Here is a 25049-nt window from a genome sequence, read left to right as displayed (position 1 = left end):
TCCGGATAGGCTCGATGCCATGAGCGACTCACCGGACAGCGCCGTCCGCGCGTTTATAGAGGGCCACCGCGCCGCCTTCCTCGACGACCTCGCCGAATGGCTCCGCATCCCGTCCGTCTCGGCCGAGCCCGCCCGCGCGGGCGACGTCCGCCGGAGCGCGGAGTGGCTGGTGGCGAAGCTGGCCGGGACCGGCTTCCCGACGGCCGAGATCTGGGAGACCGACGGCGCCCCGGCGGTGTTCGCGGAGTGGCCCTCGGGCGACCCCGACGCCCCGACCGTGCTCGTCTACGGCCACCACGACGTCCAGCCCGCCGCCCGCGAGGACGGCTGGCACACCGAGCCCTTCGAGCCCGTGATCAAGGACGGCCGGATGTACGGCCGCGGCGCGGCCGACGACAAGGGCCAGGTCTTCTTCCACACGCTGGGTGTCCGCGCCCACCTGGCCGTCACCGGCCGGACGGCCCCCGCGGTCAACCTCAAGATGCTCATCGAGGGCGAGGAGGAGTCGGGCTCGGCCCACTTCGCCGACCTCGTCCGCGCGAACGCCGGCCGGCTCGCCTGCGACACCGTGATCGTCTCCGACACCGGCATGTGGTCCGAGGACACCCCGACCGTCTGCACCGGCATGCGCGGCCTCACCGACTGCCAGATCGACCTCTACGGCCCGGACCAGGACATCCACTCCGGCACCTTCGGCGGCGCCGTGCCCAACCCGGCCACCGAGGCCGCCCGGCTGGTCGCCGCCCTGCACGACGAGGACCGCCGGGTCGCCGTCCCGGGCTTCTACGACGGCGTCGTCGAGCTCACCGACCACGAACGCGAGCTCTTCGCCCAGCTGCCCTTCGACGAGAAGCAGTGGCTGCGCGTCGCCCACTCGCACGCCTCGCTCGGCGAGGCCGGGAGCACCGTCCTGGAGCGGATCTGGGCCCGCCCGACCGCCGAGGTCAACGGCATGAGCGGTGGCTACCAGGGCCCCGGCGGCAAGACGATCGTGCCGTCCAGCGCCCAGCTGAAGCTGTCCTTCCGGCTCGTCGCCGGGCAGGACGCCGACGCCGTGCAGCGGGCCGTCCGCCAGTGGGTGGCCGACCGGTTGCCGGAGGGCATCCGCCACGAGATCACCTTCTGGGGCGCCACCCGCCCCTGCCTGACCCCGCTCGACCACCCGTACCTCCAGGCCGTCGTGCGGTCCATGGAGCGCGCCTTCGAGCAGAAGATCCTCTTCACCCGTGAGGGCGGTGCGGGCCCCGCCGCCGACCTCCAGGACGTGCTGGGCGTGCCGGTGCTGTTCCTGGGCATCTCGGTGCCCTCGGACGGCTGGCACGCACCGAACGAGAAGGTCGAGCTGGACCTGCTCATGAAGGGCGTCGAGACCGCCGCCCACCTCTGGTCCGACCTCGCGGAGACCGGGCGCGCCCGTTAGCGCGCCACCGCCGTTGACGTACCACCACCATTCGCAGGGGGAGTTGGAAGCAACCGTGACCACCTGGACCGATCTCGCCGCCGCCCGGCCCATCACGCTCAGCGGCGACAGCGGCATCGACCGCGCCGCGCACCACCGCCTGGACGAGGCGTGGCTGGCCGCCGCCTGGAGCCACCCCTCCACGCGGGTGTTCGTGGTCTCCGGGGGGCAGGCCCTGATCGACGACACCCCCGACGGCCGCACCGAGCTCGTCATGACTCCCGCCTTCGAGGCGCCGGTGACGGAGACGCACCGCTACTTCCTGGGCGAGGACGAGGACGGCATCGCCTACTTCGCGCTCCAGAAGGACGCGCTGCCGGGCCGGATGGACCAGTCGGCGCGGGCCGCCGGGCTGCGCGAGGCGGGGCTGCTGCTCTCGCCGCGCGACGCCGGTCTGCTCGTCCACGCGGTCGCGCTGGAGAACTGGCAGCGGCTGCACCGCTTCTGCTCGCGCTGCGGCGAGCGCACGGTGGTGGCCGCCGCGGGCCACATTCGCCGCTGCCCGGCCTGTGGCGCCGAGCACTACCCGCGCACCGACCCGGCCGTGATCATGCTGGTCACGGACGAGGCCGACCGGGCGCTGCTGGGCCGGCAGATGCACTGGCCGGAGGGCCGCTTCTCGACGCTCGCGGGCTTCGTGGAGCCGGGCGAGTCCATCGAGCAGGCGGTCCGCCGGGAGGTCGCCGAGGAGGCGGGCGTGGTCGTCGGCGACGTGGAGTACGTCGCCAGCCAGCCCTGGCCCTTCCCGTCCAGCCTGATGCTCGGCTTCATGGCGCGGGCCACCTCCGCCGACATCCAGGTGGACGGCGAGGAGATCCACGAGGCCCGCTGGTTCTCGCGGGACGACCTGCGCGCCGCCTTCGCCTCGGGCGAGGTGCTGCCGCCCACGGGCATCTCCATCGCGGCCCGGCTGCTGGAGCTCTGGTACGGCGAGCCGCTGCCGCAGAGCCCGGCCTGGGGCTGACACGACGGCGGGGGCGCCGACTCCACGGAGTCGGCGCCCCCGCCGGTCACCTGAGGGCCGTGGCGCGCGTCAGGACGCGAGCGCCTGCTTGACCTGGGCCAGGGACGGGTTGGTCATGGTGACCGGGGTGCCGCCGCCGACCGGGGTCACCAGGACCGTCGGGACCGTCTGGTTGCCGTCGTTCGCCTTCTCGACGAAGGCCGCCGACTCGGCGTCGTGCTCGATGTTGATCTCGTTGTACGTGATCCCCTCGCGGTCCAGCTGGCTCTTCAGCCGCCGGCAGTAACCGCACCAGGTCGTGCTGTACATCGTCACGGTGCCCGACATGCGCCCTCGCTCTCCTCGGTCATGGGTGTTGTTCCGGTGGTAGAACGCGCACCTATCCCCAGCCATTCCCGTATTAGTACGACCGGCTCGTCACGCCTGTGGACGACATTCCCGGTCGCCCCCGCGAACCTGGCAGCATGGCGGAGTGACAGCAGCAACGCACTCCTCCTTCTTCCCGCCGGTTCCGGACTCCCCGGACGCGGTGCTCGCCGGGCTCGACCCCGAGCAGCGCGCGGTGGCGACGGCCCTGAGCGGCCCGGTGTGCGTGCTGGCCGGAGCCGGCACGGGCAAGACCCGCGCGATCACCCACCGCATCGCCTACGGCGTCCGCTCCGGGGTGCTCCAGCCCTCCAGTGTGCTCGCCGTCACCTTCACCAACCGCGCCGCCGGAGAGATGCGCGGCCGGCTCCGCCAGCTCGGCGCGGGCGGCGTCCAGGCGCGGACGTTCCACTCCGCCGCCCTGCGCCAGCTCCAGTACTTCTGGCCCAAGGCCGTCGGCGGCGACGTGCCGCGCCTGGTCGAGCGGAAGGTCCAGCTGGTCGCGGAGGCCGCGGCCCGCTGCCGGGTCCGCCTCGACCGCAATGAGCTGCGGGACGTCACGGGCGAGATCGAGTGGTCCAAGGTCACCCAGACCGTCCCCGAGGACTATGCCCCCGCCGCCGCCAAGGCCGGCCGGGAGGCCCCCCGCGACCCCGCCGAGATCGGCCGGATCTACGCGATGTATGAGCAGCTCAAGCGCGACCGCGGCGTGATCGACTTCGAGGACGTCCTGCTGCTCACCGTCGGCGTCCTGCAGGACCGGCACGACATCGCCGAGACGGTCCGCCGCCAGTACCAGCACTTCGTGGTCGACGAGTACCAGGACGTCAGCCCGCTCCAGCAGCGCCTCCTGGAGCTGTGGCTCGGCGACCGGGACAATCTCTGCGTGGTCGGCGACGCCAGCCAGACCATCTATTCCTTCACCGGCGCCACCCCCGACCACCTGCTGAACTTCCGCACCCGCCACCCCCGCGCGACGGTCGTCAAGCTCGTCCGGGACTACCGCTCCACCCCCCAGGTCGTCCGCCTGGCCAACGGCCTGCTCTCCCAGGCCCGCGGCCGGGCCGCCGAGCACCGCCTGGAGCTGATCTCCCAGCGCGACCCGGGCCCCGAGCCGGGCTGGGCCGAGTGCGCCGACGAGCCGGCCGAGGCCGAGGGCACCGCCCGCCGGGTCCGCGACCTCATCGACTCCGGGGTGCCCGCCAGCGAGATCGCGATCCTCTATCGCATCAACGCCCAGTCGGAGGTCTATGAGCAGGCCCTCGCCGACCTGGGGGTGCCCTATCAGCTGCGCGGCGCCGAGCGGTTCTTCGAGCGCCCGGAGGTCCGCGAGGCCGGGCTGCTGCTGCGCGGCGCCGCCCGCGCCGGCGGCCACACCGACCCCCAGCTCGCCGACGCCGACGACGTGCCCTCCCAGGTGCGGGCCGTGCTCGGCACCCGTGGCTGGAAGCCCGAGCCGCCCGTCGGCTCGGGCGCGGTCCGGGACCGCTGGGAGTCCCTGGCGGCCCTGGTGCGGCTCGCGGAGGACTTCGTCCGGGCCCGGCCCGGGGCGACCCTCGCCGATCTGGTCGCCGAGCTCGACGAGCGGGCGAGCGCCCAGCACGCCCCGACCGTCGAGGGTGTGACTCTCGCCTCACTTCACGCGGCCAAGGGCCTCGAATGGGACGCCGTCTTCCTCGTCGGCCTCACCGAGGGCATGATGCCGATCACTTACGCCAAGACCGACGAGCAGGTCGAGGAGGAGCGCCGGCTGCTCTATGTGGGCGTCACCCGGGCCCGCTCCCACCTCTTCCTGTCGTGGTCGCTCTCCCGCGCCCCGGGCGGCCGGCCCGTCCGGCGCCCCAGCCGCTTCCTGAACGGCCTGCGCCCGGGCTCCGCCGCCGCGCGAGCGGGCGCCGGCCCGCGGTCCGGCACGGCGGTGACAGGCGCCGTGTCAGGCGGCCCCGGAGGCGAGCGGGGCGCCCGTAAGCGGCGGGGGCCCGCCCGCTGCCGGGTCTGCGGGCGCACGCTGACCGACGCGGGCGAGATCAAGCTCATGCGCTGCGAGGACTGCCCCTCCGACCTCGACGAGGCGCTGTACGAACGGCTGCGCGACTGGCGCGCGGGACAGGCCGAGCGGCTGGGCCAGCCCGCCTACTGCGTCTTCACCGACAAGACGCTGCTCGCGATCGCCGAGGCCGTGCCGGGAACCGAACCGGAGCTCTCGTGCATCTCAGGTGTGGGAGGACGGAAGCTCGCCGCGTTCGGGGCCGAGGTCCTCGCCCTGTGCGCCGGTGAAGACCCTTCGGAAGAATCTCCGGAAAAATAGTTTGCGTACGCGGACGGCATACCCATAGCCTTCCGAACACGGAGAACAGCGGTACTTCCGAGTTCCGGTGGATCCGTGCTGTACTGAGCCGACCCGGACTGGTTTCGACCGGTCCCCAAGACGCCGAGAGGAGGCGAGACCAATGATCAGCTTCAACACCATGAGCAAAATGACCGATCGCCCGGTCGTCGCCACGCGTTCCTTCGGCTTCCCCTTCGGCTCTCCCGCGCTCTCGTTCCAGGGCACCGGTCTGTTCATTACCGGTCTCGCCCTGATCAATGAGCGACCGACCAAGGCGCCCAAGGTAACGGCAGCAGCAAAGGCACAGGCCCACGCCTATGCCCTTGAAGCGAGGACGACCGCCGGCGCCGGATCCGCGCAGCAGCACAGCACGATGTGGGCCTTCCGTGGGCTCGAACCCTGGAGAGATCCAGCCTGATCGGCATGATCAGGTCGGCACCTTCCAGGGCCGCGGAACCCACACCGGGATCCGCGGCCCTTTTGTTTGCCCCTCGCCAGGACGAGGGGCGTAAAGCCCGGCCACAAGCCGGCACAACAGACGAGGAAAAGACAACCGTGCAGCTCAAGGCACACACCCCGTCAGTAGCGACCGACCTGATCCCGCCGCCAGTCCCCACGGAGGACCCCTTGACCCCCCTCACCGCCCTGACCGATCTCGACGACGCCATCGAGAACCTGGGCACGCCCGTCCCCTGCCGCAGCTATGACCCCGAGGTCTTCTTCGCCGAGACCCCGGCCGACGTCGAGTACGCCAAGTCGCTGTGCCGCACCTGCCCGCTCCGTGAGGCGTGCCTGGCCGGCGCTCTGGACCGCCGCGAGCCGTGGGGCGTCTGGGGCGGCGAGCTGTTCGTCCAGGGCGTCGTGGTCGCCCGCAAGCGGCCCCGTGGCCGTCCGCGCAAGAACCCGGTCGCCGCATGAACGTCCTAGGCACCATCGACCGCCCCACCACGCACGACCCCAAGAAGCAGGATCCGACGATGCACCGCCCCGCCGCCGAGCCATTCGGCTCCGAAGTCCTCTCCCGCAACACCTCCGGTGTGCCCACGGCACGCCAGAACAGGAACCGTGACATGCAACTCATCCCAGAAGCCCTCGCTCGCGCGCATATGAACGAGCGCCTCCGGGAGGCCGAGTCCGAACGCAGGGCCGTTCGCCTGGCCACCGCCCGCCGGATGCAGCGCCGCGCCGAGCGCGCCTCGATGCGCGCCCGCCGTGCCCTGGCCATGGCGGTCATGCACTGAGACCCCACCGGGCCCCACAAGGGCCCATCGGTCCCTCCCACCGAACAAGCCTGCGGGGCCGGTCCGAACGGACCGGCCCCGCAGGCCGTTGGGTGCGTCTCGGCACTCCCGGCCGGTTCGCGGGGATATCGTCTGGGAGTGGACCAGAAGACGCATGAATCAGTGCAGTTGGACCCTGAGGCCACCGAGACCGCCACGCCCATCACGTGCGCTCGCTGTGGCACCGCCGCCGACGGTACGCCGCCGACCTGGACCTGCTCCGTCGAGAACGGCAGCCGCCGCTACTTCTGCGACGACTGCGCCCGAGCCAACATCAGAGCCATCGAGGGCCGACTCGATTCGTCCTGGTGGTGAGGGCGGCCCCGGGGGCCGTCAGGCCGGTGTCTCCTGACTCTCATCGGCCACCGCGAACCCGGGCACCCACGCCTCCATCTCGTCCCGCAGCCGCACGGTCGCGCCCAGCTGGCACAGCACCCCGATGGTGCTGGTCGTCACGCGGTGTATCAGCAGATACGCCGGCGGCAGATTGAGCTGCCGCGCCAGCTGGTACGCGGGGGAACGGGGGTCGGCGATCCGCGTCGCCTGGGCGCGCATCCAGCCCCGGGTGAAGGTGAACTCCGCCACCTGCGCCGGCTCGATGATCGGCAGGAGGTAGTCCAGCACGGCGCCGGGGTCCAGCTCGATGCCCGGCTTGACGAAGCCCTCCTCCCGCAGCAGCTCGTGGACCTCCTCGGCCGCGCCGTCCAGGGTCATCCGCAGCGCGGTGCCGATCTCCTTCGGCAGGCCCTGCGGCAGGCGGTCCACCGTGCCGAAGTCCAGCACGCCCAGCCGCCATCTCTCCGGCGGACCGTCGGGGGCGTCCCCCGTCAGCAGCCGGAAGTTGCCCGGGTGCGGGTCGGCGTGCAGCAGCCCCGTGCGCGCCGCACCCGAGAAGAGGAAACGCGCCAGCAACTGCCCGGCCCGGTCACGCTGCTCCTGGGTGCCCTCCGCGATCACCTCGGACAGCGGCACACCCTCCATCCACTCCGTGACCAGCACCTGCTCACCCTGGTGGACCACGGCCGGCACCGTCACATCGGGATCGCCCGCGAACTCCCGGGCGTGCGCGCTCTGGGCCCTGGCCTCCAGGCCGTAGTCCAGCTCCTCGGAGACGCGGTCCCGCAGCTCCGAGATCAGCGGCTTGATGTCCATCCCCGGGATCAATGGGCCCAGCAACCGGGCGAACCGGCCCAATTGGGTGAGGTCCGACAGCAGGGCCTCGCCCGCCCCGGGATACTGCACCTTGACCGCGACCGCGCGCCCGTCGTGCCAGACCGCCCGGTGCACCTGACCGATCGACGCGGCCGCCGCCGGCTGGTCCTCGAACTCCTCGAACAGATCCCGCCAGTCCTCGCCGAGCCGCTCCGCCAGGGCCGCGTGCACCGACTTCACCGGCATCGGCGGCGCCGCCTCCTGGAGCTTGGTCAGCGCCGCCCGATAGGGCCCGGCGATCTGCTCCGGAAGCGCCGACTCGAACACCGAAAGCGCCTGGCCGAGCTTCATCGCACCCCCCTTGAGCTGCCCCAGGGTCGCGAAGAGCTGCTCCGCCGTGCGCTGCTGAAGCTCCGCCGCGATCAGTTCCGCCGACCGACCGCCGATGCGCTTTCCCAGACCGAGCGCGGTGCGCCCCGCGAACCCCAAGGGCAGGGCGGCCAACTTGGCGGTACGAGTGACCGCCTTGCGGGGTAGATCAGACATGCGCCCCTCCAACTAGCTGAACAGCCACGCCGCGGACGGCGGTTACCTGCTCATTGTCCCGTGCGACGCCCCCGCGGCCGAGGCGTATACCGGATCGGAAGATCCCGCCGCGCCGCACGGGCACCGCGGATGCGGCTCGACGGGCCGCGGGGACCAGGCCGGACCCGGCAGGGCCAGCTCCAGCCGCACCCCCGCGCCCGCCGGTGACCCACCGTCGAGAAAGGCCAGTGCCCGCGCCACGGTGAGCCCCGCCACCACCGTGGCCAGTGCCATGTCGCACGACGGTACCCCCGGACCGCGGCCGGACCGCCACTGGGAGAGCATCCGGGGCCAGGCGGGGTCCCGCTCGGCCCGCCCCAGCTCCACGCACCCGGCGCAGGCCGATCCGCCCGGCAGCACCAGCGGGCCCACCAGGCCGGTCGCCTCCAGCACGCCCGTGTACATATGGGGCACGCCCGCCGCGATCAGCTCACGGGCCGCCTCCGGGTCCGGGGCATAGGCCGCGAGGCCGTCCCGGGGCGCCCACACCACCAGCGACAGCGGCGGCTCCACCGCCTCGCCCGCGCCCCCGCGGCCCCGGGGGCGGGGACCGGGCGCCGCCTCCCGCACCACCCGCCGGGCCGCGGCGTCCCGCCGCTCGCCGATCCGCTCGGCGCCCACCCCGGCCGGCGCCACGTCCCACGGCTCCACACAGCCGCCGTCCAGCACATCGACCCGGCCCACGCCCGAGGCCGACAGCAGCGCGGCCACCGCCGCCCCCACCCGGCCCGCGCCCCGCACCTGCACCCGCATCGCCTGCCGGGCCCCCATCAGCTCCATCGCCGCCCCCGCGCCGGCGTGCAGCACGGACAGCGACGCCAGATCCGGCCGCAGCCTCTCCAGCGCCGGCCCCCGGTCCCGCACGGCCGCCGCGCGCTCGCCGCCCCCGTGCGGATCGTCGAGCAGCCCGGCCCGCGTGAGCCGCTCCACCAGGCCGTCCACCCGGCCCTCGGGCAGCCCGGCGGCCCTCCCCTCCTCGCGGAGCAGCGGCAGCCCCCGGGTCCCGTCGAGCAGCGTGAGGAAGCCGCTGGTCGCGGTGTCGACCGGGCCCACCCGGGTCGCGTGGGCCGGGGCCACTCCGAACTGCACGGTGTCACGGCTGTGCCAGGCGCGCCGCAGCGCGGGCTTGAGCATCGGATGCATGGAATTCCCCCCGTCGTTCAGGCTCCCAGCATGGGCCTTCCGGCGGAACGCCGTGTGGCGTTGTCCACAGGCCCCAAGTGATAGTCGTACAAGTCATGTGCTCTCCGGCTCTTTCGCCCCGACAACGACCGATGGGCGGGACTTCACGCCTTGCCAGCGGGTAACGTCGGGGCCGTGCCCGTCGACCCTCTGCACAGTGCCGCACGATCACCGCGCAGCGCCCCGAGCCCGCTCACCAGCGGCCAGGGCACCGGTGCGGTGGAGGTCAGAAGGAGTGCGCGCCGCCGCAGGACGGTCTCGGCGTACCGCGAGGCCGACCGCACCGTCGTGCTCATCCCGGCCCGGATGTCGGAGGCCGAGGAGCAGCGCTGGGTGCGGGTGATGCTCGACAAGCTGGCGGCCCAGGAGAGCCGGCGGGTGCTGGGCGACACCGAGCTGGCCGAGCGGGCCGGACGGCTGTCGGAGCAGTACCTCGGCGGCCGGGCCCGCCCCGCGACGGTCCGCTGGGTCACCAACCAGAACACCCGCTGGGGTTCGTGCACCCCGGCCGAGGGCAGCATCCGTCTCTCCCACCGGCTCCAGGGCATGCCCGAGTACGTCGTGGACTACGTCCTCCTCCACGAGCTGGCCCACCTGCTCGTCCCGGGGCACGGACCGGACTTCTGGCGGCTGCTCGACGCCTATCCGCGCACCGAGCGCGCCCGGGGCTACCTCGAAGGGGTGGTGGCGTCCGAGCGGCCGCCCCATCTCCCGGCCGCGCGGAGCGAATGACTCCGCCAGGCCGGGGCGCCGTCCGTCACCGCCCCGGACGAATGCGAGAAGCACAGGCGTAACCGTTAGCCTGACGCGACGCATTCATCACATGTTCGGATGGGGGACGGTCGTTACGCATGGCCAGGGAATTCCAGCGCGGCCACAAGGCCAAGATCAGTGATCTGACGGCGGGGACCGATCTGTACGTGGGTGTGCAGATCGCCGGCCCCGGCCTGACCTTCGACATCAGCTGCTTCGGCCTCGACGCCCAGGAGCGGCTCTCCGACGACCGGTACTTCGTCTTCTTCAACCAGCCCCAGTCGCCCGAGGGCGCCATCCAGCAACTCGGCGCGCAGGCCGGTGACACGGAGTCCTTCCGCGTCACGCTCGACCGGATCCCCGCCCAGGTGCGGAAGCTCAGCTTCACGGCGACGGTCGACGGCGCGGGCCAGATGTCGCAGATCGGCCCCGGCCATCTGAGGATCGTCGCGGGCGGCGAGGAAGTCGCCCGCTATTCCTTCACCGGCACCGAATTCAGCACGGAACGCGCCGTGATGCTCGGCGACTTCTATCTGAAGGACGTCTGGCGGTTCGCCGCGGTCGGACAGGGATTCGACGGCGGTCTGGAGGCGCTGCTGAGGAACTTCGGCGGCGAGGTGCTGGAGGAGGAGCCGGAGACCCCCGCCTTCCAGGCCCCTCCGGAGCCCGCCACCGCCGCCCCCGCGTTCGCGCCCCCGGCGCAGTCGGGCCCGCCCCCGGCCTTCGCGGCCCGGCGCCCCCGTGCCCCCGCCGGCCGCCCCGGAACCGGCACCCGGCTTCCAGGCGCCGCCGGCCCCCGCGCCCGCCTACCAGGCCCCGGCACCGGCCCACCAGGGCTTCCCGCCCCGCCCGGCAGCACCCCGCCCCCGGCCGCCCCGCCGCAGATGCACGTGGCGCCCACCCTGGCCGCGCCCATCGCCCCGCCCGGCTACTTCACCGACCAGGCGCCGCCCGCCGGCGGCCAGGTCCCGCCGCCCCCCGGCCCCCCTGGGGTGCCGGGCCGGCCCGCCTCCTACGGCGCGCAGCAGCCGGGCCCGTACGGCCACCCGGACCGGCAACAGCCTTACGGTCAGCCCCCGCAGGCACCCCCGCAGGCCCCTCAGCCTTACGGACAGCCGTTCCCCGGCCAGCCCGCGCCCTCGTACGGGCAGCCGGTCGCCGCTCACGGCGCCGCCGGTGTCCGGGCGGGCCTGGAGAAGTACCGCGAGGTCCCCACCGGGCAGCGCTGGACGCCGCAGAACCCCAAGCTCATCCGCGTCGACCTCGGCGTCGACCAGCAGCCCGTGCTCGCCCGCCAGGGCAGCATGGTGCTCTACCAGGGCAAGGTCGACTTCGGCTACAAGGGTGCGGGATTCGCCGGCCGCATCATCGGCAACGCCACCGGCCAGGAGATGCAGCTGATGCGCTGCACCGGGCGCGGACAGGTCTTCCTCGCGGAGAACTCCGCGCACGTCCACCCCATCGAGCTCCAGGGCGACGCCCTCTGCGTCTCCGCCGAGTCCGTGCTCGCCTTCGACGAGTCCCTCCAGCACGAGGTCCGCCGGATCGAGGGCCACGGCATCCCCGGCGGCGCGCTGTTCACCATGCAGTTCCAGGGCCACGGCACCGTCGTGGTCAAGACCCACGGTACCCCCGTGGTGCTGCCGGTCACCCCGACCACCTTCGCGGACAGCAACGCCGTCGTCGCCTGGTCCGCCGGCGCCCAGGTGATCGTCTCCAGCCAGGTGCGGCTGCGTCGCAGCTCCTACCCGGGCCACAGCGGGGAGGCCGTCAACCTCCAGTTCCGCGGTGCCCCCGGCAATTTCGTCGTCGTCCAGCCCTACGAGGTCTGAGGGAGCCCGCAATGACCATGAACCAGACTCCGATCCAGGGCTACGCCCCGACCCCGGTGACCGCCCGCATGGAGAACCACGGCAGCAGCATGCTGAAGGTCGCCCTCCAGACCGGCCACGACGTCTTCGCGCGCAGCGGCTCGATGGTCGCCTACGAGGGTTACGTCCAGTACGACCCCAACCCGCCGGCCGTCCGGCAGATGGCCTCCCAGTGGATCACCGGTGAGGGCCTGCCGCTGATGCGCTGCCACGGCGACGGCCTGCTCTACCTCGCCGACTACGGCGCCGACGTGGTCTGCCTCCAGCTCAACGGCGACTCGCTCTCCGTCAACGGCACCAACATCCTCGCCTTCGACTCCCACCTCCAGTGGGGCGTCGAACGCGTCAAGGGCATGGCGAAGTTCGCCGGCCAGGGCCTGTTCAACGTCGGTATCAGCGGCACCGGATGGGTGGCCCTGACCTCCCGGGGCGCCCCGATCGTCGTGGACTGCGGGCGCGGCGAGGACGAGACCTACGTCGACCCCGACGCGCTCGTCGCCTGGTCCAGCAACCTCCGGATGAAGGGCAAGCGCAGCTTCAAGGCGTCCTCGCTCATCGGCCGGGGCAGCGGAGAGGCATACCAGCTGGGATTCTCCGGCGAGGGATTCGTCGTCGTACAGCCCAGCGAGGACAGCACAGACCGGCTCCGGGCGCGGGGCTGAGGGGAAGCGAAGACACCATGCAGAGCCCGCTTTTCGGCTTCACCGAGGCCCGGACCCAGGACCGCTACGCCCTGCAGAACCCGCAGTTGCTGCGGGTCTCGCTCACCGGCCACGACGACGTCCTCGCCCGTAAGGGCTCGATGGTCGCCTACCAGGGCATCGTCGAGTTCGACGGCGAATACCAGACGCGCGGTCAGCGCGACTCCCGCGCCCGCACCGGCGAGGGCCTGGACCTGATGCGCTGCTCGGGTCAGGGAACCGTCTACTTCGCCAACCTCGCGCAGCACGTCCACGTGCTCGACGTCGACCGCGACGGGCTGACCGTCGACGGCGCCTACGTCCTCGCGCTGGACTCCACCCTGCACTGGGAGACCATCGCCGTCGACAGCCACGACGCGATCTCCGGCACCGGCTCCCACCAGCTCAACATCACCGGACAGGGCAAGGTCGCCCTGATGACCTCCGGCCAGCCGCTGATGCTCCAGGTCACCCCGGACAAGGTTGTCAGCGCCGACGCGGACGCCGTCATCGCCTGGTCGACGTCCCTGCGCGTCAACATGCAGGCGCAGACGTCCTCGTCCGGCGTGTGGCGGCGGCGCGGCAGCACGGGCGAGGGCTGGGAGCTGAGCTTCGCCGGCCACGGCCACGCGCTCGTCCAGCCCAGCGAGCTGCTGCCGCCCCAGGGCGCGCAGATCGGCCAGGGGCTCATGGCCCAGTACGGCGTCGGCCAGCAGGGCGCCCACGGCCGCAACCAGGGCAACATCTGGTCCAACTGAGACCCCGGCCCGATACGCGCCCAGGACATGAGTAAGGGGCGGTCACCATGGGTGACCGCCCCTTACCGCTGCCCGTGGGCGGAACTACAGGCGCGCCAGCGTCCGCTTCAGCAGCTGGACCACGGAGTCGTCCGCGACCTCGGCCACCTCGTCGTAGCCGAACCAGCGCAGCTCCAGCGACTCGTCGCTGATGGCCTCCGAGGCGCCCTCCGGCACCAGCGCGGCGTACTGCACGTCCAGGTGCCAGTTGCAGGGCGCGGGGATCGGGTGCCGGTCCAGGCGCACGGGGCCGCCCGGCAGCAGTGTCAGACCGGCGATGCCGGACTCCTCCGTCGCCTCCCGCAGCGCCGCGGCCTCCACCGTGGCGTCACCGGGCTCGCAGTGGCCACCCATCTGCAGCCACATCCGCAGCTTGCGGTGGAGCGTGAGCAGCACCTGCCCGCGCGCGGGATCGATCACCAGCGCGCTCGCCGTCACGTGCCCGGCCTCGCAGGGCTTCCACATGCCGTCCGGGTGGGCCGCCAGGTGCTCCAGATAGAGCCCGCGCAGGTCTGCCTGGTCCGGGTAGGCGCCGAGCACCCGGACCGCGTCGTCGTGCAGGCTCACTTCTTGTCGTCGCCGTCCTTGTCGTCACCGGTCGCCGGACCGGCGTCCTCGCCGGTGTCCGCACGGCCGCCCTTCGACAGGTCCGGTCCGCCGCCGCTCGCCGCCTCGCCGAGCATCTTGTCGAGCTCGGAGAAGTCCAGGTGCTCGCGGTGGACGAAGCCGTCCGGGTCGTCGAGGTCACCGGCGGTCGGCAGCATGTCCGGGTGCTCCCAGAGGGCGTCCCGGCCCTCCAGGCCGCGCGCGTCCGTCAGCGACGCCCACAGCCGGGAGGCGTCCCGCAGGCGGCGCGGGCGCAGCTCCAGGCCGATCAGCGTGGCGAAGGTCTGCTCCGCCGGGCCGCCCGAGGCGCGGCGGCGGCGCAGCGTCTCGCGCAGCGCGTCGGCCGACGGCAGGTGCGGGGCCGCGGCGGCGTGCACGACCGCGTCCACCCAGCCCTCGACGAGCGCCAGGGCGGTCTCCAGGCGGGCCAGCGCGGCCTTCTGCTCCGGGGTGTCCTCCGGCTGGAACATGCCCTGCTGGAGGGCCTCCTGCAGCTGCTCCGGGTGCGTCGGGTCCAGCTGGCCGACGACGTCCTCCAGCTTGGAGGTGTCGACCTTGATGCCCCGGGCGTAGCCCTCGACGGCGCCGAAGAGGTGCGAGCGCAGCCACGGCACATGGGCGAAGAGCCGCTGGTGGGCGGCCTCGCGCAGGGCCAGGTACAGCCGGACCTCGTCCTGCGGGACGCCGAGGCCCGAGCCGAGGGCCGCGATGTTCACCGGCAGCAGCGCGGCCTTGCCCGCCGGGCCGAGCGGCAGGCCGATGTCCGTGGAACCCACGACCTCGCCCGCCAGCACGCCGACGGCCTGGCCGATCTGGGTGCCGAACATGGCGCCGCCCATGGACCGCATCATGCCGATCAGCGGGCCCGCCATGGCCTGCATCTCCTCGGGCAGGACGTCGCCCATGGCCGCGCCGACGCGCTCGGCGACCGGGTCCACCAGGTCCTTCCACACCGGGAGGGTCGCCTCGACCCACTCGGCGCGGCTCCAGGCCACGGCGGTGCCCGAGCCCGACGGCAGCGACGTCACGCCGTCCAGCCACAGGTCGGCCAGGCGGACGGCCTCCTCGACCGCGGACTTCTCACCGTCGGTGACGCTGGCGTCCTTGGTGCCGTCCGCAGTGCCCTGCGCGACGGTCTGGCGCGCGATGTCCTTGGCCATGTCCCAGTTCACCGGGCCGCCCTCGTAGGAGAGCATCTGGCCCAGCTGCTGGAAGGCGGCGCCCAGGTCGCCCGGGTTCATCGAGGACCCGAACATCGCGGCGAAGGGGTTGTCCCCGCCGCCGGGCCCGCCGAACCCGAACGGATTCGCGGGTCCCTGGCCGCCCTGGCCGCCGGGGGTCTTCTTGCCGTCGCCGCCGTTCTCCGGCTCCTCCGGCGGAAGACCGAATCCGAATGGGGTGTCACTCACGGGTTTCCTCGGCTCGTAGGGCCGCCGGCTTTCCGGCTCGGCGGCGAATGCCCGACAACACCACCCAGCGTAGACACCTCCGCCGGTATCCGGGCTTGGTGCTTCGCCGACCCGGGGCCTGCGGCAGGATGGACGTCACCTGGTCCGTACGCGTCATCTCGCGTACGTACTGAAGACAACCGCTGGAGACGCCCGGTGAGTTCCCCCGACCGAGAAGTTCGCGCAGCGCGAAACGGTTCCGCGCGAGACACCACGCGCCCGCAGGCCCGGCGACCCGTCGTCGCGGTCACCGGCGCCGCCCGCGGCGTCGGCGCGCTGCTCACACAGCGCCTCGCCGCCTCCGAGGAGGTCAGGCGGGTCGTGGCCATCGACGAACGCCGCGGCGACGTGCCCGAGGCGCAGTGGCACGTGCTGGACGTGCGCGACCCCGCGATCGCCGAGAAGCTGCGCGGCGCCGACGTCGTGGTGCACCTCGCCCTCGACCTGGACCTGGAGACCGACCCCGCCGCCCGCACCGCCTACAACGTGCGGGGCACCCAGACCGTGCTCACGGCCGCCGCGGCCGCCGGGGTGCACCGGGTGGTGCTCTGCACCTCCGCCATGGTCTACGGCGCGCTCCCCGACAACGACGTGCCGCTCGCCGAGGACGCCGAGCTCCGCGCCACCGCCGAGGCGACGGGAGTGGGCGACCTGCTCGAGATAGAGCGGCTCGCCAGGCGTGCGCCCCGCGCGCACCCCGGCCTGAACGTCACGGTGCTGCGCCCGGCGGTCCTCGTCGGCGGCACCGACACGGCACTGACCCGTTACTTCGAGTCACCGCGCCTCCTGGTCGTCGCCGGGTCCCGGCCCACCTGGCAGTTCTGCCACGTGGAGGACCTGGTGAGCGCCCTGGAGTTCGCCGCCCTGGAGAAGGCCGAGGGCGAGCTGGCGGTCGGCTGCGACGGCTGGCTGGAGCAGGAGGAGGTCGAGGAGCTCACCGGCATCCGGCGCATGGAGCTGCCCTCGGCCGTCGCGCTCGGCGCCGCCTCCCGGCTGCACCGCCTGGGCCTGACCCCCTCGCCCGCCGGCGATCTGGAATACACGATGCACCCGTGGGTGGTCAGCGGCAGCAGGCTGCACGCCGCGGGCTGGCGGCCCCGCTGGACCAATGAGGAGGTCCTCGCGGAGCTGCTGGCGGAGGCCGCCGGCCGGCACACGGTCGCGGGCCGCCGCCTCGGGCGCAAGGACGCCACCGCCGCGGGCGCCGCGGGGGCGACCGTGGCACTGCTCGGCGCCGCCGCCGTGGTCCGCCGCGCCCGTAAGGCGCGCCGCAGGCTCTGACGGCAGCGGGCGCGCGGCCCCCTCGACGACGGCGGGCGTGCGGCCTCCTCGGGGGTCGCACGCGCGGGCGGTCGCACAGGGGATCGCACACCCCCGGTCCGCGGCGCTCCGGAGTGCGGCACGATGGACCGCATGGCCCGCACACACGACCACCCCGGCGAGCTCGCCGCCACGGATCCCGTCCGCCTCCTCGCGATCCGCGACACGCCCCTGTCCGTGGACGAGGTCTTCGCGGCGGTCGGCGAGTCCTCGGCGGGTGGCACGGCCCTCTTCGTGGGCACGGTCCGTGATCACGACGGCGGCTCCGGCGTCGACGGGCTCGGCTATTCCGCGCACCCTTCCGCGGAGGCGGAGCTGCGCCGGGTCGCGGAGAAGGTCGCCGCGGACTTCCCGGTACGGGCGCTGGCCGCGGTCCACCGGGTCGGCGATCTGGCCATCGGCGATCTGGCCGTGGTGGTCGCCGTCTCCTGCCCGCACCGGGCGGAGGCGTTCGAGGCGTGCCGCAGGCTGATCGACGACCTCAAGCACGAGGTGCCGATCTGGAAGCACCAGAGGTTCTCGGACGGGACGGAGGAGTGGGTGGGGGCCTGAGTCCCCCTCGCGAGCCTCCCGGAGCGCCCCCGGCGCCACTCTGGCTCATCACTACCCCTGACGGGTGCGTTCCGCTTGCGTAACCGCCCCCCTGACGTGAGCGTTGAGGGGGCGGAAGATTAATCTGCTCATCAGTCAGTCATGGTGGCGCGAGGGTCGGGAGGGTGGCATGACAGCGCTCGTGTGGTTGCTGATTCCGGTCGCCGCGGCTGTCGTCGCGGCCCTGTGGGGCACCTGGGCTGCGTACGCGTCCCGCAACCGGAAGACCGGGGACGTCTCGGAGCTCGCCGGCTACGCGCGCTTCCGGGAGGCGATGGAGCGCTCGGACACCGGTAGCGGAGTCTCCTGAGCGCCGTCCGGACCAGCGCCGGGCCCCCGTCGTGCGCCCCGCATGAGGCCGCGCGCCCCCGCTTCCCCGGACGGACCGCCCCGCGGGTGGACTGTCCGACCGGTCCCGTACTGTCGTTCCATGCCCCGCCGCACCGCGACGATGCTCGCCTCCCTCCTGACACTGATCGCGCTGATCTGCGCCGGGGTGCTGATCCCCGTGCCGTATTCGGAGATGTCGCCGGGGCCGACGTACAACACCCTGGGTGAGCACGACGGGGAGCCGGTGCTCCAGATCTCCGGCCGTAAGACGTATCCGACCTCCGGCCACCTCAACATGACGACCGTCCGCGTCACCGGTTCGCAATACCGGATGAACCTGGTCGAGGCGCTCGCCGGCTGGCTCGGCCACGACAACCTCGTCGTCCCGCACAGCACGCTCTACCCGGACGACAAGACCCCGGACGAGCTGAACCAGGAGACCGCTGAGGAGTTCAGCCAGTCCCAGGAGAGCGCCAAGGTCGCGGCGCTCAAGCAGCTGGACATCCCGGTGGGCACCCGCATCGTCGTGGCGTCGGTCGTCAAGGGCAGCCCCGCCGAGGGCAAGCTGCACGCGGGCGACGTGATCAAGTCCGTCGACGGCAAGGCGATCGAGCGGCCCGGCGACGTCGCCAAGCTGGTCACCGGGCACAAGCCGGGCGAAAAGGTCTCGTTCGTGATCGTGCCGGCCAAGGAGGCGGCCGCGGCGGAGAAGGAGAAGCGGCAGCCGAAGGGCGAGCAGACCGTCACCCTCACCACCAGTGAGGCGCCCGAGGACAAGCGGGCGATCGTCGGGATCCAGGCGGGCACCGACCACACCTTCCCGTTCACCATCGACATCAAGCTGACGGACGTCGGCGGGCCGAGCGCGGGCCTGATGTTCGCCCTCGGGATAGTCGACAAGCTGACCCCGGACGACCTCACGGGCGGCAAGTTCGTCGCCGGTACGGGCACGATCGACGAGAACGGCAAGGTCGGGCCGATCGGTGGCATCGAGATGAAGACGGTCGGCGCGCGCTCGAAGGGCGCACAGTACTTCCTGACCCCCCAGGCCAACTGCTCGGCGGCGGCTAAGGACGTCCCGTCGGGGCTGACGCTGGTCAAGGTCGACACCATCGGGGACGCGATGAAGTCCCTGGAGAAGATCCGTAAGGGCGACGCGGCGGGCCTGCCGCGGTGCGCGAAGAGCTGACCGCACGTTTTCCGCCGAAACCCGGGCGGACCGAAAACCCGGGCGGACCGAAAACCCGGGCGGACCGAAACACCGGGCGGACCGAAAACGCCGGGCGGATCGAAAACGCCGGACAGACCGGAGTCTCCGGCCCGCCCGGCGTGCGTCGAGGACGGAACGGCGGCCGCCGTTCCGCCCCGGCGTCAGTCGGCGAAGGTGGCCGACAGCGCCTCGGCCAGCCCCGGCACCAGGTCGGCGCCGGTCAGCACCTCGGTCGAGGAGTCCTTCTCCCGCAGCCGCACCGCCGAGTCGCGGGCGCCGTCGCGCAGCACCGCCACGGTCATCCGGACCTCCTGGCGGTCCGGGTGGGCGGCGACCCACTTGGCGAGCTGCTTCTCGTTCAGGCCGTTGGGCACGGTGCCCTCGGCGGACGGCGGCAGCATGAGGCGCTCCACCGTCAGGGCGCAGCCGGTCACCGCGTCCGGCCAGGCGATGGTGCCGAGGAACTTGTCCAGCGGCGTGCCGGCGGGCACCTCGTCCTGCTCGATCGGGGTGTACGAGCCGGCCGTGGCGTCGGCGTCGAGGCCGAGCTGGGCGGCGAGGCCGGGCTCCTGGGCGCGCAGCTTGGCGGTGTCGACGAGGGCGAACAGCCGGGCCGGCTGGTCCCAGCCGAGGGTGGCGGCGTACTCGTCGATCTCAAGGACGGCGCGGGTCAGCGGGCTGGCCGCCATGGGGGTGTTCGGGGCGGCGGCGCCGGAGGCGTCGTGGGGGTCGGGAAGGCTGGAAGTGCTGGACATGCTCAATATCGTGCCCTGAGAGTGACCAAAAACGGGAACTGAGTAAAGCCTCGGTAAGTTGCCATCGTGGGCCCTAGGATCACTGGGCCCTGATCGACAGCTCCATTGACAGCGAACTTCGAGGTGCGCACCTTGGCTTTCCAGATGCCGGACCGCGGCGGAGGCCCGTCAGGGCCACGGATCAGAGTCGGCCGGCCGTCCCGGCGGATCCGGACCCTGCTGATGACATTGGGCGTGCTGGCCGCACTGGCCATGCTCTTCGTCATGTTCGCCGGGTTCTGGACGGACTGGCTCTGGTACCGCTCGGTGAAGTACTCCTCGGTGTTCACCACCACCCTTGGTACCAAGGTCGGTCTCTTCGCCGTCTTCGGGCTGCTGATGGCCGCCGTGGTGGGGGTCAACATCTGGCTGGCCCACCGGCTGCGGCCCCCGCTGAGCGCGATGTCGATGGAGCAGCAGAGCCTCGACCGCTACCGCATGAGCATCGCCCCCTACAAGAAGTGGGTGCTGCTCGCGGTCTCCGCGCTGGTCGGGCTGGTCGCGGGCGCCTCCGCGGCCGGGCAGTGGCGCACCTGGCTCATGTGGATCAACGGCGTCTCCTTCGGCCAGAAGGACCCGCAGTTCCACAAGGACATCTCCTTCTACACCTTCGATCTGCCCTGGTACCGCTTCCTGCTGAGCTTCGGCTTCGCGGCGGCGGTCCTGTCGCTGATCGCCGCCGCCCTGGTGCACTACCTCTACGGCGGCCTGCGTCTGACCAGCCCCGGCGGGCGGGCCACCGCGGCGGCCACCGGGCACCTCTCCGTCCTGCTCGGCCTCTTCGTGACGCTCAAGGCCGTCGCGTACTGGCTGGACCGGTACGGCCTGGCGGTGAAGTCCAGCGGGCTGAAGTCGACGGACGGCTGGACGGGTCTGCGGTACGTGGACGCCAACGCCTATCTGCCGGCCAAGACGATCCTCTTCATCATCGCGCTCATCTGCGCGGTGCTGTTCTTCGCCACGCTCTGGCGCCGCACCTGGCAGCTGCCGGTGATCGGTTTCGGTCTGATGGTGCTCTCGGCGGTACTGATCGGCGGGCTCTACCCGGCGATCGTGCAGAAATTCCAGGTCCAGCCGAACGAGCAGGCCAAGGAAGCGCCGTACATCAAGAAGAACATCACGGCCACGCGCGAGGCTTATGACATCGACGGCTCCGATGTGAAGGACTACAAGGGCACGAGCGACGTCAAGGGCAAGGACGCGGAGAAGCTGCGCGCCGCCGCGAACTCCACGGCCAGCCTGCGCCTGCTCGACCCGAACATCGTCTCGCCGACGTTCCAGCAGCAACAGCAGATCCGCGGCTACTACCAATTCCCGTCCACCCTCGACGTCGACCGCTACAAGATCGACGGCAAGGAGCAGGACACGGTCATCGGTCTGCGCGAGCTGAACATCAAGGGCATTCCCGAGCGCAATTGGATCAACGACCACTTCAAGTACACCCACGGCTACGGCGCCATCACCGCCAAGGGCACGACGACCGACGGTGCCGGCGCCCCGGACTTCACCGACAAGAACCTGCCCACCGAGGGCATGCTCAAGAAGTACGAGCAGCGGGTCTACTACGGCGAGAAGACCACGCAGTACTCCATCGTCGGCGGCCCGCAGAAGGAGCTGGACTACTCCAGCGACAGCGGTGAGAAGAGCTATTCGTACCAGGGCAAGAGCGGTGTGAGCCTCGCCAACCCGGTCAACCGGGCCGCGTACGCGGTGGCCTTCGGCGAGCCCCAGATCCTCTACTCCGGCGCCATCGGCGACGGCTCGCGGATCCTCTACAACCGCACGCCCAAGGAGCGCGTCGAATCCGTCGCCCCCTGGCTGACCATCGACGGCGACGCCTATCCGGCCGTGGTCGACGGGCGCATCCAGTGGATCGTGGACGCCTACACCACGAGCAACGGATATCCGTACGCCTCCCGCACCACCCTCGGTGACACCACCGCGGATTCCCTGACCACGGGACAGCGGGCCGTGGTGGCCCAGCAGAACCAGGTCAATTACATCCGCAATTCCGTCAAGGCGACCGTGGACGCCTACGACGGCACGGTGAAGCTCTACCAGTGGGACACCAAGGACCCGGTCCTCAAGACCTGGATGAAGGCGTTCCCGGGGACGGTCAAGGCGAAGAGCGAGATCAGCGGCGGCCTGATGGACCACCTGCGCTACCCGCAGGACCTCTTCAAGGTCCAGCGCGAGCTGCTCACCCGCTACCACGTCACCGACCCGGGCACCTTCTACACCGGCAGTGAGCGCTGGCAGGTCCCGGACGACCCGACCAAGAGCAAGGGCAACGCGGTCCCGCCGTACTACCTGAGCATGAAGATGCCGGGCCAGTCGCAGCAGGCGTTCTCGCTGACGACCACGTTCACCCCCAAGAGCCGGGAGAACCTGGGCGCCTTCATGGCGATCGACGCCGACGCGAAGAGCAAGGACTACGGCAGGATCAGAATTCTGAAGCTGCCGACCGAGAATCCGGTGCTGGGTCCCCAGCAGGTCCAGAGCAAGTTCAACAGCGAGACGGAAATCGCCAACGAGATCAACATCTTGAAGAAGGGCGACTCCGAGATCGAGTACGGCAATCTGCTGACCGTTCCCCTGGAGGGCGGGCTGCTGTACGTGGAGCCGGTGTACGTGCGCGGCAACCGCACGAACTACCCGCTGCTGAAGAAGGTGCTGGTCACCTACGGGGACCGGACCGCCTTCAAGAACACCCTGGACGAGGCGCTCGCCGAGATCTTCGGTGGCAAGGCCGACAGCGGCACCAAGCCCCCGGAGGCCACCAAGCCGCCCGAGGGCACCAAGCCGCCGGCGGAGAGCCCCACGGTGAAGCAGGCCGTGAAGGACGCCCAGACGGCGTACGAGGCCGGGGAGAAGGCGCTGGAGGCCAAGGACTGGACGGCCTACGGCAAGGCCCAGAAGGACCTCAAGGACGCCCTGGACCGGATCGCCAAGGCCGAGGCCGGGGCCACGGGCGGCTCCGGCGGCTCCGGCGGCTCCGACAAGGGCGACGGCAAGGGTTCGGACAAGGCCGGCGACAAGCCCGGGAAGCCGGGAAGCTGACGGGCGACCGGTAAGGCCCCACCCCGCGCCGTGGTACGGTTGTTCCACAACGGCGCGGGGTGGAGCAGCTCGGTAGCTCGCTGGGCTCATAACCCAGAGGTCGCAGGTTCAAATCCTGTCCCCGCTACTCAAAGACAAGGCCCGGAGTCCTCGGACTCCGGGCCTTGTCGTGTGCCCGGACCCGGGCGGACCGGACCGTGAGGCGCCCGGATCGCGAGGTGTCCGGGCGGCGCGGACTGTGCGGGTTGTGTGCGGGGCTTCTGTGGAGAGTTTGGAGCCCCGTCGTGTCGGGAAGTCGGGAAGTCGACAAAACGCTGAAGTGACCTCACTGGCTGCGGCATACCAGGTGTACGCGGGTTGCGGGTGGTGCGACGATGGAGCTCATGGGGGACAGGACGAGGCTGTGGGAGACAACAGGCCGGCTTGTAGAAGCTCCCGGTGACGGGAGCGAACAGGAAAGGCCGGCGTACGCCCGGACGGCGGATTCCGCCGACGCGGGCGACCCCGCCGACCTCGAACTGGAGACTGCCCGCCGCCGTGCCGCGGAGACCGGCGACCCCGCCGCCCTGAGCATGCTCGGCGCCCTGCTGCTGCGCCGGGGCGACCTGGACGGGGCCGAGCGCCACCTCCGGGCCGCGACGGCCGACGGCGACCGTTCGGCCGCCAACAACCTGGGCGTCCTGCTGCACCAGCGGGGCTACGCCGACGAGGCCGCCGGCTGGTGGCGCATCGCCGCCGTCGCCGGCTCCGCCGCCGCCGCGCACGCCCTCGGCCGCTACCACCGCGAGCGCGGTGACGAGCCGGCCGCCGAGTACTGGCTGCGCCAGTCGGCGGAGTCCGGGCACGCCCTCGGCGCGTACGCCCTCGCCGACCTGCTGGAGCACCGCAGCGACGTCGGCGCCGAGCGCTGGTTCCGGGCCGCCGCCGAGCGGGGGCACCGCGAGGCGGCGTACCGCCTGGCGCGCATCCTGGGCGGCCGGGCGCCGCGCGCCCGCTCCGGCGGCCTCGGCCCGGTGGCGTGGAGACCTCCGTCCGCGAGCTGCGGGCCGCCGCGGCCGACGGCCGGGACGGCGGCCCGGCCGGCGAGGCCGAGCAGTGGTACCGGCAGGCGGCCGCCCGCGGCCACCGCCGCGCCGCCCTGCACCTGGGCACGCTCCTGGAGGGCCGCGGCGAGATCCAGGAGGCCGCCCGCTGGTATCTGACGTCCGCCAAGGACGGCGAGGCCCGGGCCGCCTGCGCCCTCGGCTTCCTGCTGCGCGACGCCGGCGACACCGACAGCGCCGCCGTCTGGTGGCGCCGCGCCGCCCAGGACGGCGACGGCAACGCCGCCAACGCCCTGGGCGCCCTGCACGCCGACCGCGGCGAGTCCGGCGAGGCGGAGCGCTGGTACCGCGCCGCCCTGGACGCCGGCGACATCAACGGCGCCTACAACCTCGGCCTGCTCTGCGCCGAGCAGGGCCGCACGGCCCAGGCCGAGCAGTGGTACCGCCGCGCCGCCTACGCCGGGCACAAGGAGGCGGCGAACGCCCTGGCCGTGCTGCTGCTCCAGGGCGGCGACGCGGACGGCGCCGAGCCCTGGTTCTCCAAGGCCGCCGAGGCCGGCAGCGTCGACGCCGCCTTCAACCTGGGCATCCTCTACGCCGGCCGGGACGAGGACCGGCAGGCGTTCCAGTGGTACGAGCGCGCCGCCACCGCGGGCCACACCGACGCCGCCCTCCAGGTCGCCATGGCCCTGATGCGGGACGGCGACGAGGAGGCCGCCGAGCGTCATCTGCGGGTCGCCGTGCGCGGCGGGAACGCCGAGGCCGCCTTCCGGCTGGGCGCCCTCCTGGACCGCGACGACGACGCGCGGGAGGAGTGCGAGGAGTGGTACGGCAAGGCCGCCCGGCAGGGCCACCGGCGCGCCCAGGTCCGGCTCGGCATGCTCGTCGCCGAGCGCGGCGACGTGGTGGAGGCCGCGCACTGGTACCGCGAGGCCGCGGAGGCGGGCAGCCGCAACGGCGCCTTCAACCTCGGCCTGCTCCTGGCCCGCGAGGGCAGCGAGCCGGAGGCGGCCCTGTGGTGGGCCCGCGCGGCGGAGGCGGGCCACGGCCGCGCCGCCCTGCGGCTGGCCCTGCTGGCGGCGCGGCGGGGCGACCTCACGGAGGGGCGGCACTGGTGCGACTGCGCGGTGGAGCTGGGCCCGGCGGAGGTCTCGGAGCGGGCGGCGCGCCTGCGGGACGCGTTGCAGCAGGAGCTGACGGCCTGATCCCCGGGGCCCGCTCCGGGCCCC

22 protein-coding genes, 1 tRNA gene and 1 pseudogene are annotated in these 25049 nt (G+C 72.4%); 18 read left to right on the top strand and 6 right to left on the bottom strand.

Annotated elements, in window-relative coordinates; all coding sequences use genetic code 11:
- Positions 1 to 19: 19 nt before the first annotated feature.
- Complete coding sequence (locus AF335_RS25555; RefSeq protein ID WP_102920754.1) at positions 20 to 1420, top strand: dipeptidase; 1401 nt, start codon at positions 20 to 22, stop codon at positions 1418 to 1420.
- 55 nt (positions 1421 to 1475) lie between these two features.
- Positions 1476 to 2423, top strand: coding sequence for an NAD(+) diphosphatase (nudC, locus tag AF335_RS25550; protein ID WP_102920753.1), 948 nt, complete (start codon positions 1476 to 1478; stop codon positions 2421 to 2423).
- Positions 2424 to 2492: 69 nt separating this feature from the next.
- Here nudC and AF335_RS25545 read toward each other — a convergent pair whose 3' ends face one another.
- Positions 2493 to 2750, bottom strand: a complete 258-nt coding sequence (locus tag AF335_RS25545; protein ID WP_102920752.1) for a mycoredoxin — start codon at positions 2748 to 2750, stop codon at positions 2493 to 2495.
- Between the two features lie 145 nt (positions 2751 to 2895).
- Between AF335_RS25545 and AF335_RS25540 the strand changes: the two genes are divergently transcribed.
- The 5 genes from AF335_RS25540 to AF335_RS25520 all read left to right on the top strand — a co-directional run bounded on the left by AF335_RS25540 (position 2896) and on the right by AF335_RS25520 (position 6713).
- On the top strand, positions 2896 to 5097 hold the full coding sequence (locus AF335_RS25540) for an ATP-dependent DNA helicase UvrD2 (protein ID WP_244927150.1): 2202 nt from the start codon (positions 2896 to 2898) through the stop codon (positions 5095 to 5097).
- Positions 5098 to 5239: 142 nt separating this feature from the next.
- Positions 5240 to 5536 (top strand): hypothetical protein, encoded by a 297-nt coding sequence (locus AF335_RS25535; protein ID WP_102920750.1) that lies wholly within the window; start codon positions 5240 to 5242, stop codon positions 5534 to 5536.
- Positions 5537 to 5673: 137 nt separating this feature from the next.
- A complete protein-coding gene (locus tag AF335_RS25530; protein ID WP_087926377.1) occupies positions 5674 to 6036 on the top strand; it encodes a WhiB family transcriptional regulator in 363 nt (120 codons plus the stop codon).
- The gene (locus AF335_RS25525) at positions 6033 to 6359 is read left to right on the top strand and encodes a hypothetical protein (RefSeq protein WP_102920749.1); all 327 of its coding nucleotides are present in this window, start codon (positions 6033 to 6035) and stop codon (positions 6357 to 6359) included. The genes AF335_RS25530 and AF335_RS25525 overlap by 4 nt, the downstream gene beginning before the upstream one ends.
- Positions 6360 to 6497: 138 nt before the next feature.
- Entirely contained in the window at positions 6498 to 6713 is a 216-nt protein-coding gene (locus AF335_RS25520) for a hypothetical protein (RefSeq protein WP_376697768.1), read from the top strand.
- Positions 6714 to 6731: 18 nt separating this feature from the next.
- On the opposite strand, the gene AF335_RS25515 is transcribed toward AF335_RS25520, so the two are convergent.
- Complete coding sequence (locus AF335_RS25515; protein ID WP_102920748.1) at positions 6732 to 8096, bottom strand: ABC1 kinase family protein; 1365 nt, start codon at positions 8094 to 8096, stop codon at positions 6732 to 6734.
- A gap of 42 nt (positions 8097 to 8138) precedes the next feature.
- On the bottom strand, positions 8139 to 9278 hold the full coding sequence (locus tag AF335_RS25510; RefSeq protein WP_102920747.1) for a ThiF family adenylyltransferase: 1140 nt from the start codon (positions 9276 to 9278) through the stop codon (positions 8139 to 8141).
- A gap of 174 nt (positions 9279 to 9452) precedes the next feature.
- Here AF335_RS25510 and AF335_RS25505 point away from each other — a divergent pair, with 174 nt between their 5' ends.
- From AF335_RS25505 to AF335_RS25490, 4 genes are all read left to right on the top strand, one after another.
- Complete coding sequence (locus AF335_RS25505) at positions 9453 to 10049, top strand: M48 metallopeptidase family protein (protein WP_102920746.1); 597 nt, start codon at positions 9453 to 9455, stop codon at positions 10047 to 10049.
- Between the two features lie 119 nt (positions 10050 to 10168).
- Positions 10169 to 11902 (top strand): TerD family protein, encoded by a 1734-nt coding sequence (locus AF335_RS25500; RefSeq protein WP_102920745.1) that lies wholly within the window; start codon positions 10169 to 10171, stop codon positions 11900 to 11902.
- A 17-nt stretch (positions 11903 to 11919) separates the two neighbouring features.
- Positions 11920 to 12603, top strand: a complete 684-nt coding sequence (locus AF335_RS25495; protein WP_102920915.1) for an AIM24 family protein — start codon at positions 11920 to 11922, stop codon at positions 12601 to 12603.
- A gap of 17 nt (positions 12604 to 12620) precedes the next feature.
- Positions 12621 to 13379: an AIM24 family protein gene (locus tag AF335_RS25490; protein WP_102920744.1), complete on the top strand. Its 759-nt coding sequence runs from the start codon at positions 12621 to 12623 to the stop codon at positions 13377 to 13379.
- 84 nt (positions 13380 to 13463) lie between these two features.
- On the opposite strand, the gene AF335_RS25485 is transcribed toward AF335_RS25490, so the two are convergent.
- Positions 13464 to 13985 (bottom strand): NUDIX hydrolase, encoded by a 522-nt coding sequence (locus tag AF335_RS25485; protein ID WP_102920743.1) that lies wholly within the window; start codon positions 13983 to 13985, stop codon positions 13464 to 13466.
- A complete protein-coding gene (locus tag AF335_RS25480) occupies positions 13982 to 15433 on the bottom strand; it encodes a zinc-dependent metalloprotease (protein WP_102920742.1) in 1452 nt (483 codons plus the stop codon). Before AF335_RS25480 ends, AF335_RS25485 begins: the two co-directional genes overlap by 4 nt.
- Before the next feature lie 195 nt (positions 15434 to 15628).
- On the opposite strand from AF335_RS25480, the gene AF335_RS25475 reads away from it, so the two are divergent.
- From AF335_RS25475 to AF335_RS25460, 4 genes are all read left to right on the top strand, one after another.
- Positions 15629 to 16753 carry an SDR family oxidoreductase gene (locus tag AF335_RS25475; RefSeq protein WP_102920741.1) on the top strand — a complete coding sequence of 375 codons (1125 nt, stop codon included), beginning with the start codon at positions 15629 to 15631 and terminating at the stop codon, positions 16751 to 16753.
- A gap of 123 nt (positions 16754 to 16876) precedes the next feature.
- Positions 16877 to 17344 (top strand): molybdenum cofactor biosynthesis protein MoaE, encoded by a 468-nt coding sequence (locus AF335_RS25470; RefSeq protein ID WP_102920740.1) that lies wholly within the window; start codon positions 16877 to 16879, stop codon positions 17342 to 17344.
- Between the two features lie 169 nt (positions 17345 to 17513).
- A complete protein-coding gene (locus tag AF335_RS25465; protein WP_087926365.1) occupies positions 17514 to 17693 on the top strand; it encodes a hypothetical protein in 180 nt (59 codons plus the stop codon).
- 120 nt (positions 17694 to 17813) lie between these two features.
- Positions 17814 to 18902, top strand: coding sequence for a YlbL family protein (locus AF335_RS25460; protein ID WP_102920739.1), 1089 nt, complete (start codon positions 17814 to 17816; stop codon positions 18900 to 18902).
- A 182-nt stretch (positions 18903 to 19084) separates the two neighbouring features.
- Here the strand turns inward: AF335_RS25460 and AF335_RS25455 are convergent, their stop codons facing one another.
- Positions 19085 to 19678, bottom strand: coding sequence for a PPA1309 family protein (locus AF335_RS25455; RefSeq protein WP_376697767.1), 594 nt, complete (start codon positions 19676 to 19678; stop codon positions 19085 to 19087).
- A 144-nt stretch (positions 19679 to 19822) separates the two neighbouring features.
- Between AF335_RS25455 and AF335_RS25450 the strand changes: the two genes are divergently transcribed.
- From AF335_RS25450 to AF335_RS25440, 3 genes and pseudogenes are all read left to right on the top strand, one after another.
- Positions 19823 to 22777: a UPF0182 family membrane protein gene (locus AF335_RS25450; RefSeq protein ID WP_102920738.1), complete on the top strand. Its 2955-nt coding sequence runs from the start codon at positions 19823 to 19825 to the stop codon at positions 22775 to 22777.
- A 53-nt stretch (positions 22778 to 22830) separates the two neighbouring features.
- Positions 22831 to 22904: transfer RNA gene (locus AF335_RS25445), tRNA-Met, on the top strand.
- Positions 22905 to 23151: 247 nt separating this feature from the next.
- A pseudogene (locus AF335_RS25440) lies at positions 23152 to 25025 on the top strand (SEL1-like repeat protein).
- Positions 25026 to 25049 lie beyond the last annotated feature (24 nt).

Source organism: Streptomyces eurocidicus, from assembly GCF_002891295.1.
Lineage (GTDB): Bacteria > Actinomycetota > Actinomycetes > Streptomycetales > Streptomycetaceae > Streptomyces > Streptomyces eurocidicus.
This window is presented reverse-complemented; position numbering and strand designations above follow the sequence as displayed.

What these genes read in the sequence shown, in the direction of transcription:
- AF335_RS25470 (WP_102920740.1), top strand. Translation starts at nt 16,877, where the DNA reads ATGGACCGCATGGCCCGCACACACGACCACCCCGGCGAGCTCGCCGCC.
- AF335_RS25515 (WP_102920748.1), bottom strand. Translation starts at nt 8,096, where the DNA reads ATGTCTGATCTACCCCGCAAGGCGGTCACTCGTACCGCCAAGTTGGCC.
- AF335_RS25500 (WP_102920745.1), top strand. Translation starts at nt 10,169, where the DNA reads ATGGCCAGGGAATTCCAGCGCGGCCACAAGGCCAAGATCAGTGATCTG.
- AF335_RS25455 (WP_376697767.1), bottom strand. Translation starts at nt 19,678, where the DNA reads ATGTCCAGCACTTCCAGCCTTCCCGACCCCCACGACGCCTCCGGCGCC.
- AF335_RS25555 (WP_102920754.1), top strand. Translation starts at nt 20, where the DNA reads ATGAGCGACTCACCGGACAGCGCCGTCCGCGCGTTTATAGAGGGCCAC.
- AF335_RS25465 (WP_087926365.1), top strand. Translation starts at nt 17,514, where the DNA reads ATGACAGCGCTCGTGTGGTTGCTGATTCCGGTCGCCGCGGCTGTCGTC.
- AF335_RS25460 (WP_102920739.1), top strand. Translation starts at nt 17,814, where the DNA reads ATGCCCCGCCGCACCGCGACGATGCTCGCCTCCCTCCTGACACTGATC.
- AF335_RS25535 (WP_102920750.1), top strand. Translation starts at nt 5,240, where the DNA reads ATGATCAGCTTCAACACCATGAGCAAAATGACCGATCGCCCGGTCGTC.
- AF335_RS25545 (WP_102920752.1), bottom strand. Translation starts at nt 2,750, where the DNA reads ATGTCGGGCACCGTGACGATGTACAGCACGACCTGGTGCGGTTACTGC.
- AF335_RS25490 (WP_102920744.1), top strand. Translation starts at nt 12,621, where the DNA reads ATGCAGAGCCCGCTTTTCGGCTTCACCGAGGCCCGGACCCAGGACCGC.
- AF335_RS25450 (WP_102920738.1), top strand. Translation starts at nt 19,823, where the DNA reads ATGCCGGACCGCGGCGGAGGCCCGTCAGGGCCACGGATCAGAGTCGGC.
- AF335_RS25495 (WP_102920915.1), top strand. Translation starts at nt 11,920, where the DNA reads ATGAACCAGACTCCGATCCAGGGCTACGCCCCGACCCCGGTGACCGCC.
- AF335_RS25510 (WP_102920747.1), bottom strand. Translation starts at nt 9,278, where the DNA reads ATGCATCCGATGCTCAAGCCCGCGCTGCGGCGCGCCTGGCACAGCCGT.
- AF335_RS25525 (WP_102920749.1), top strand. Translation starts at nt 6,033, where the DNA reads ATGAACGTCCTAGGCACCATCGACCGCCCCACCACGCACGACCCCAAG.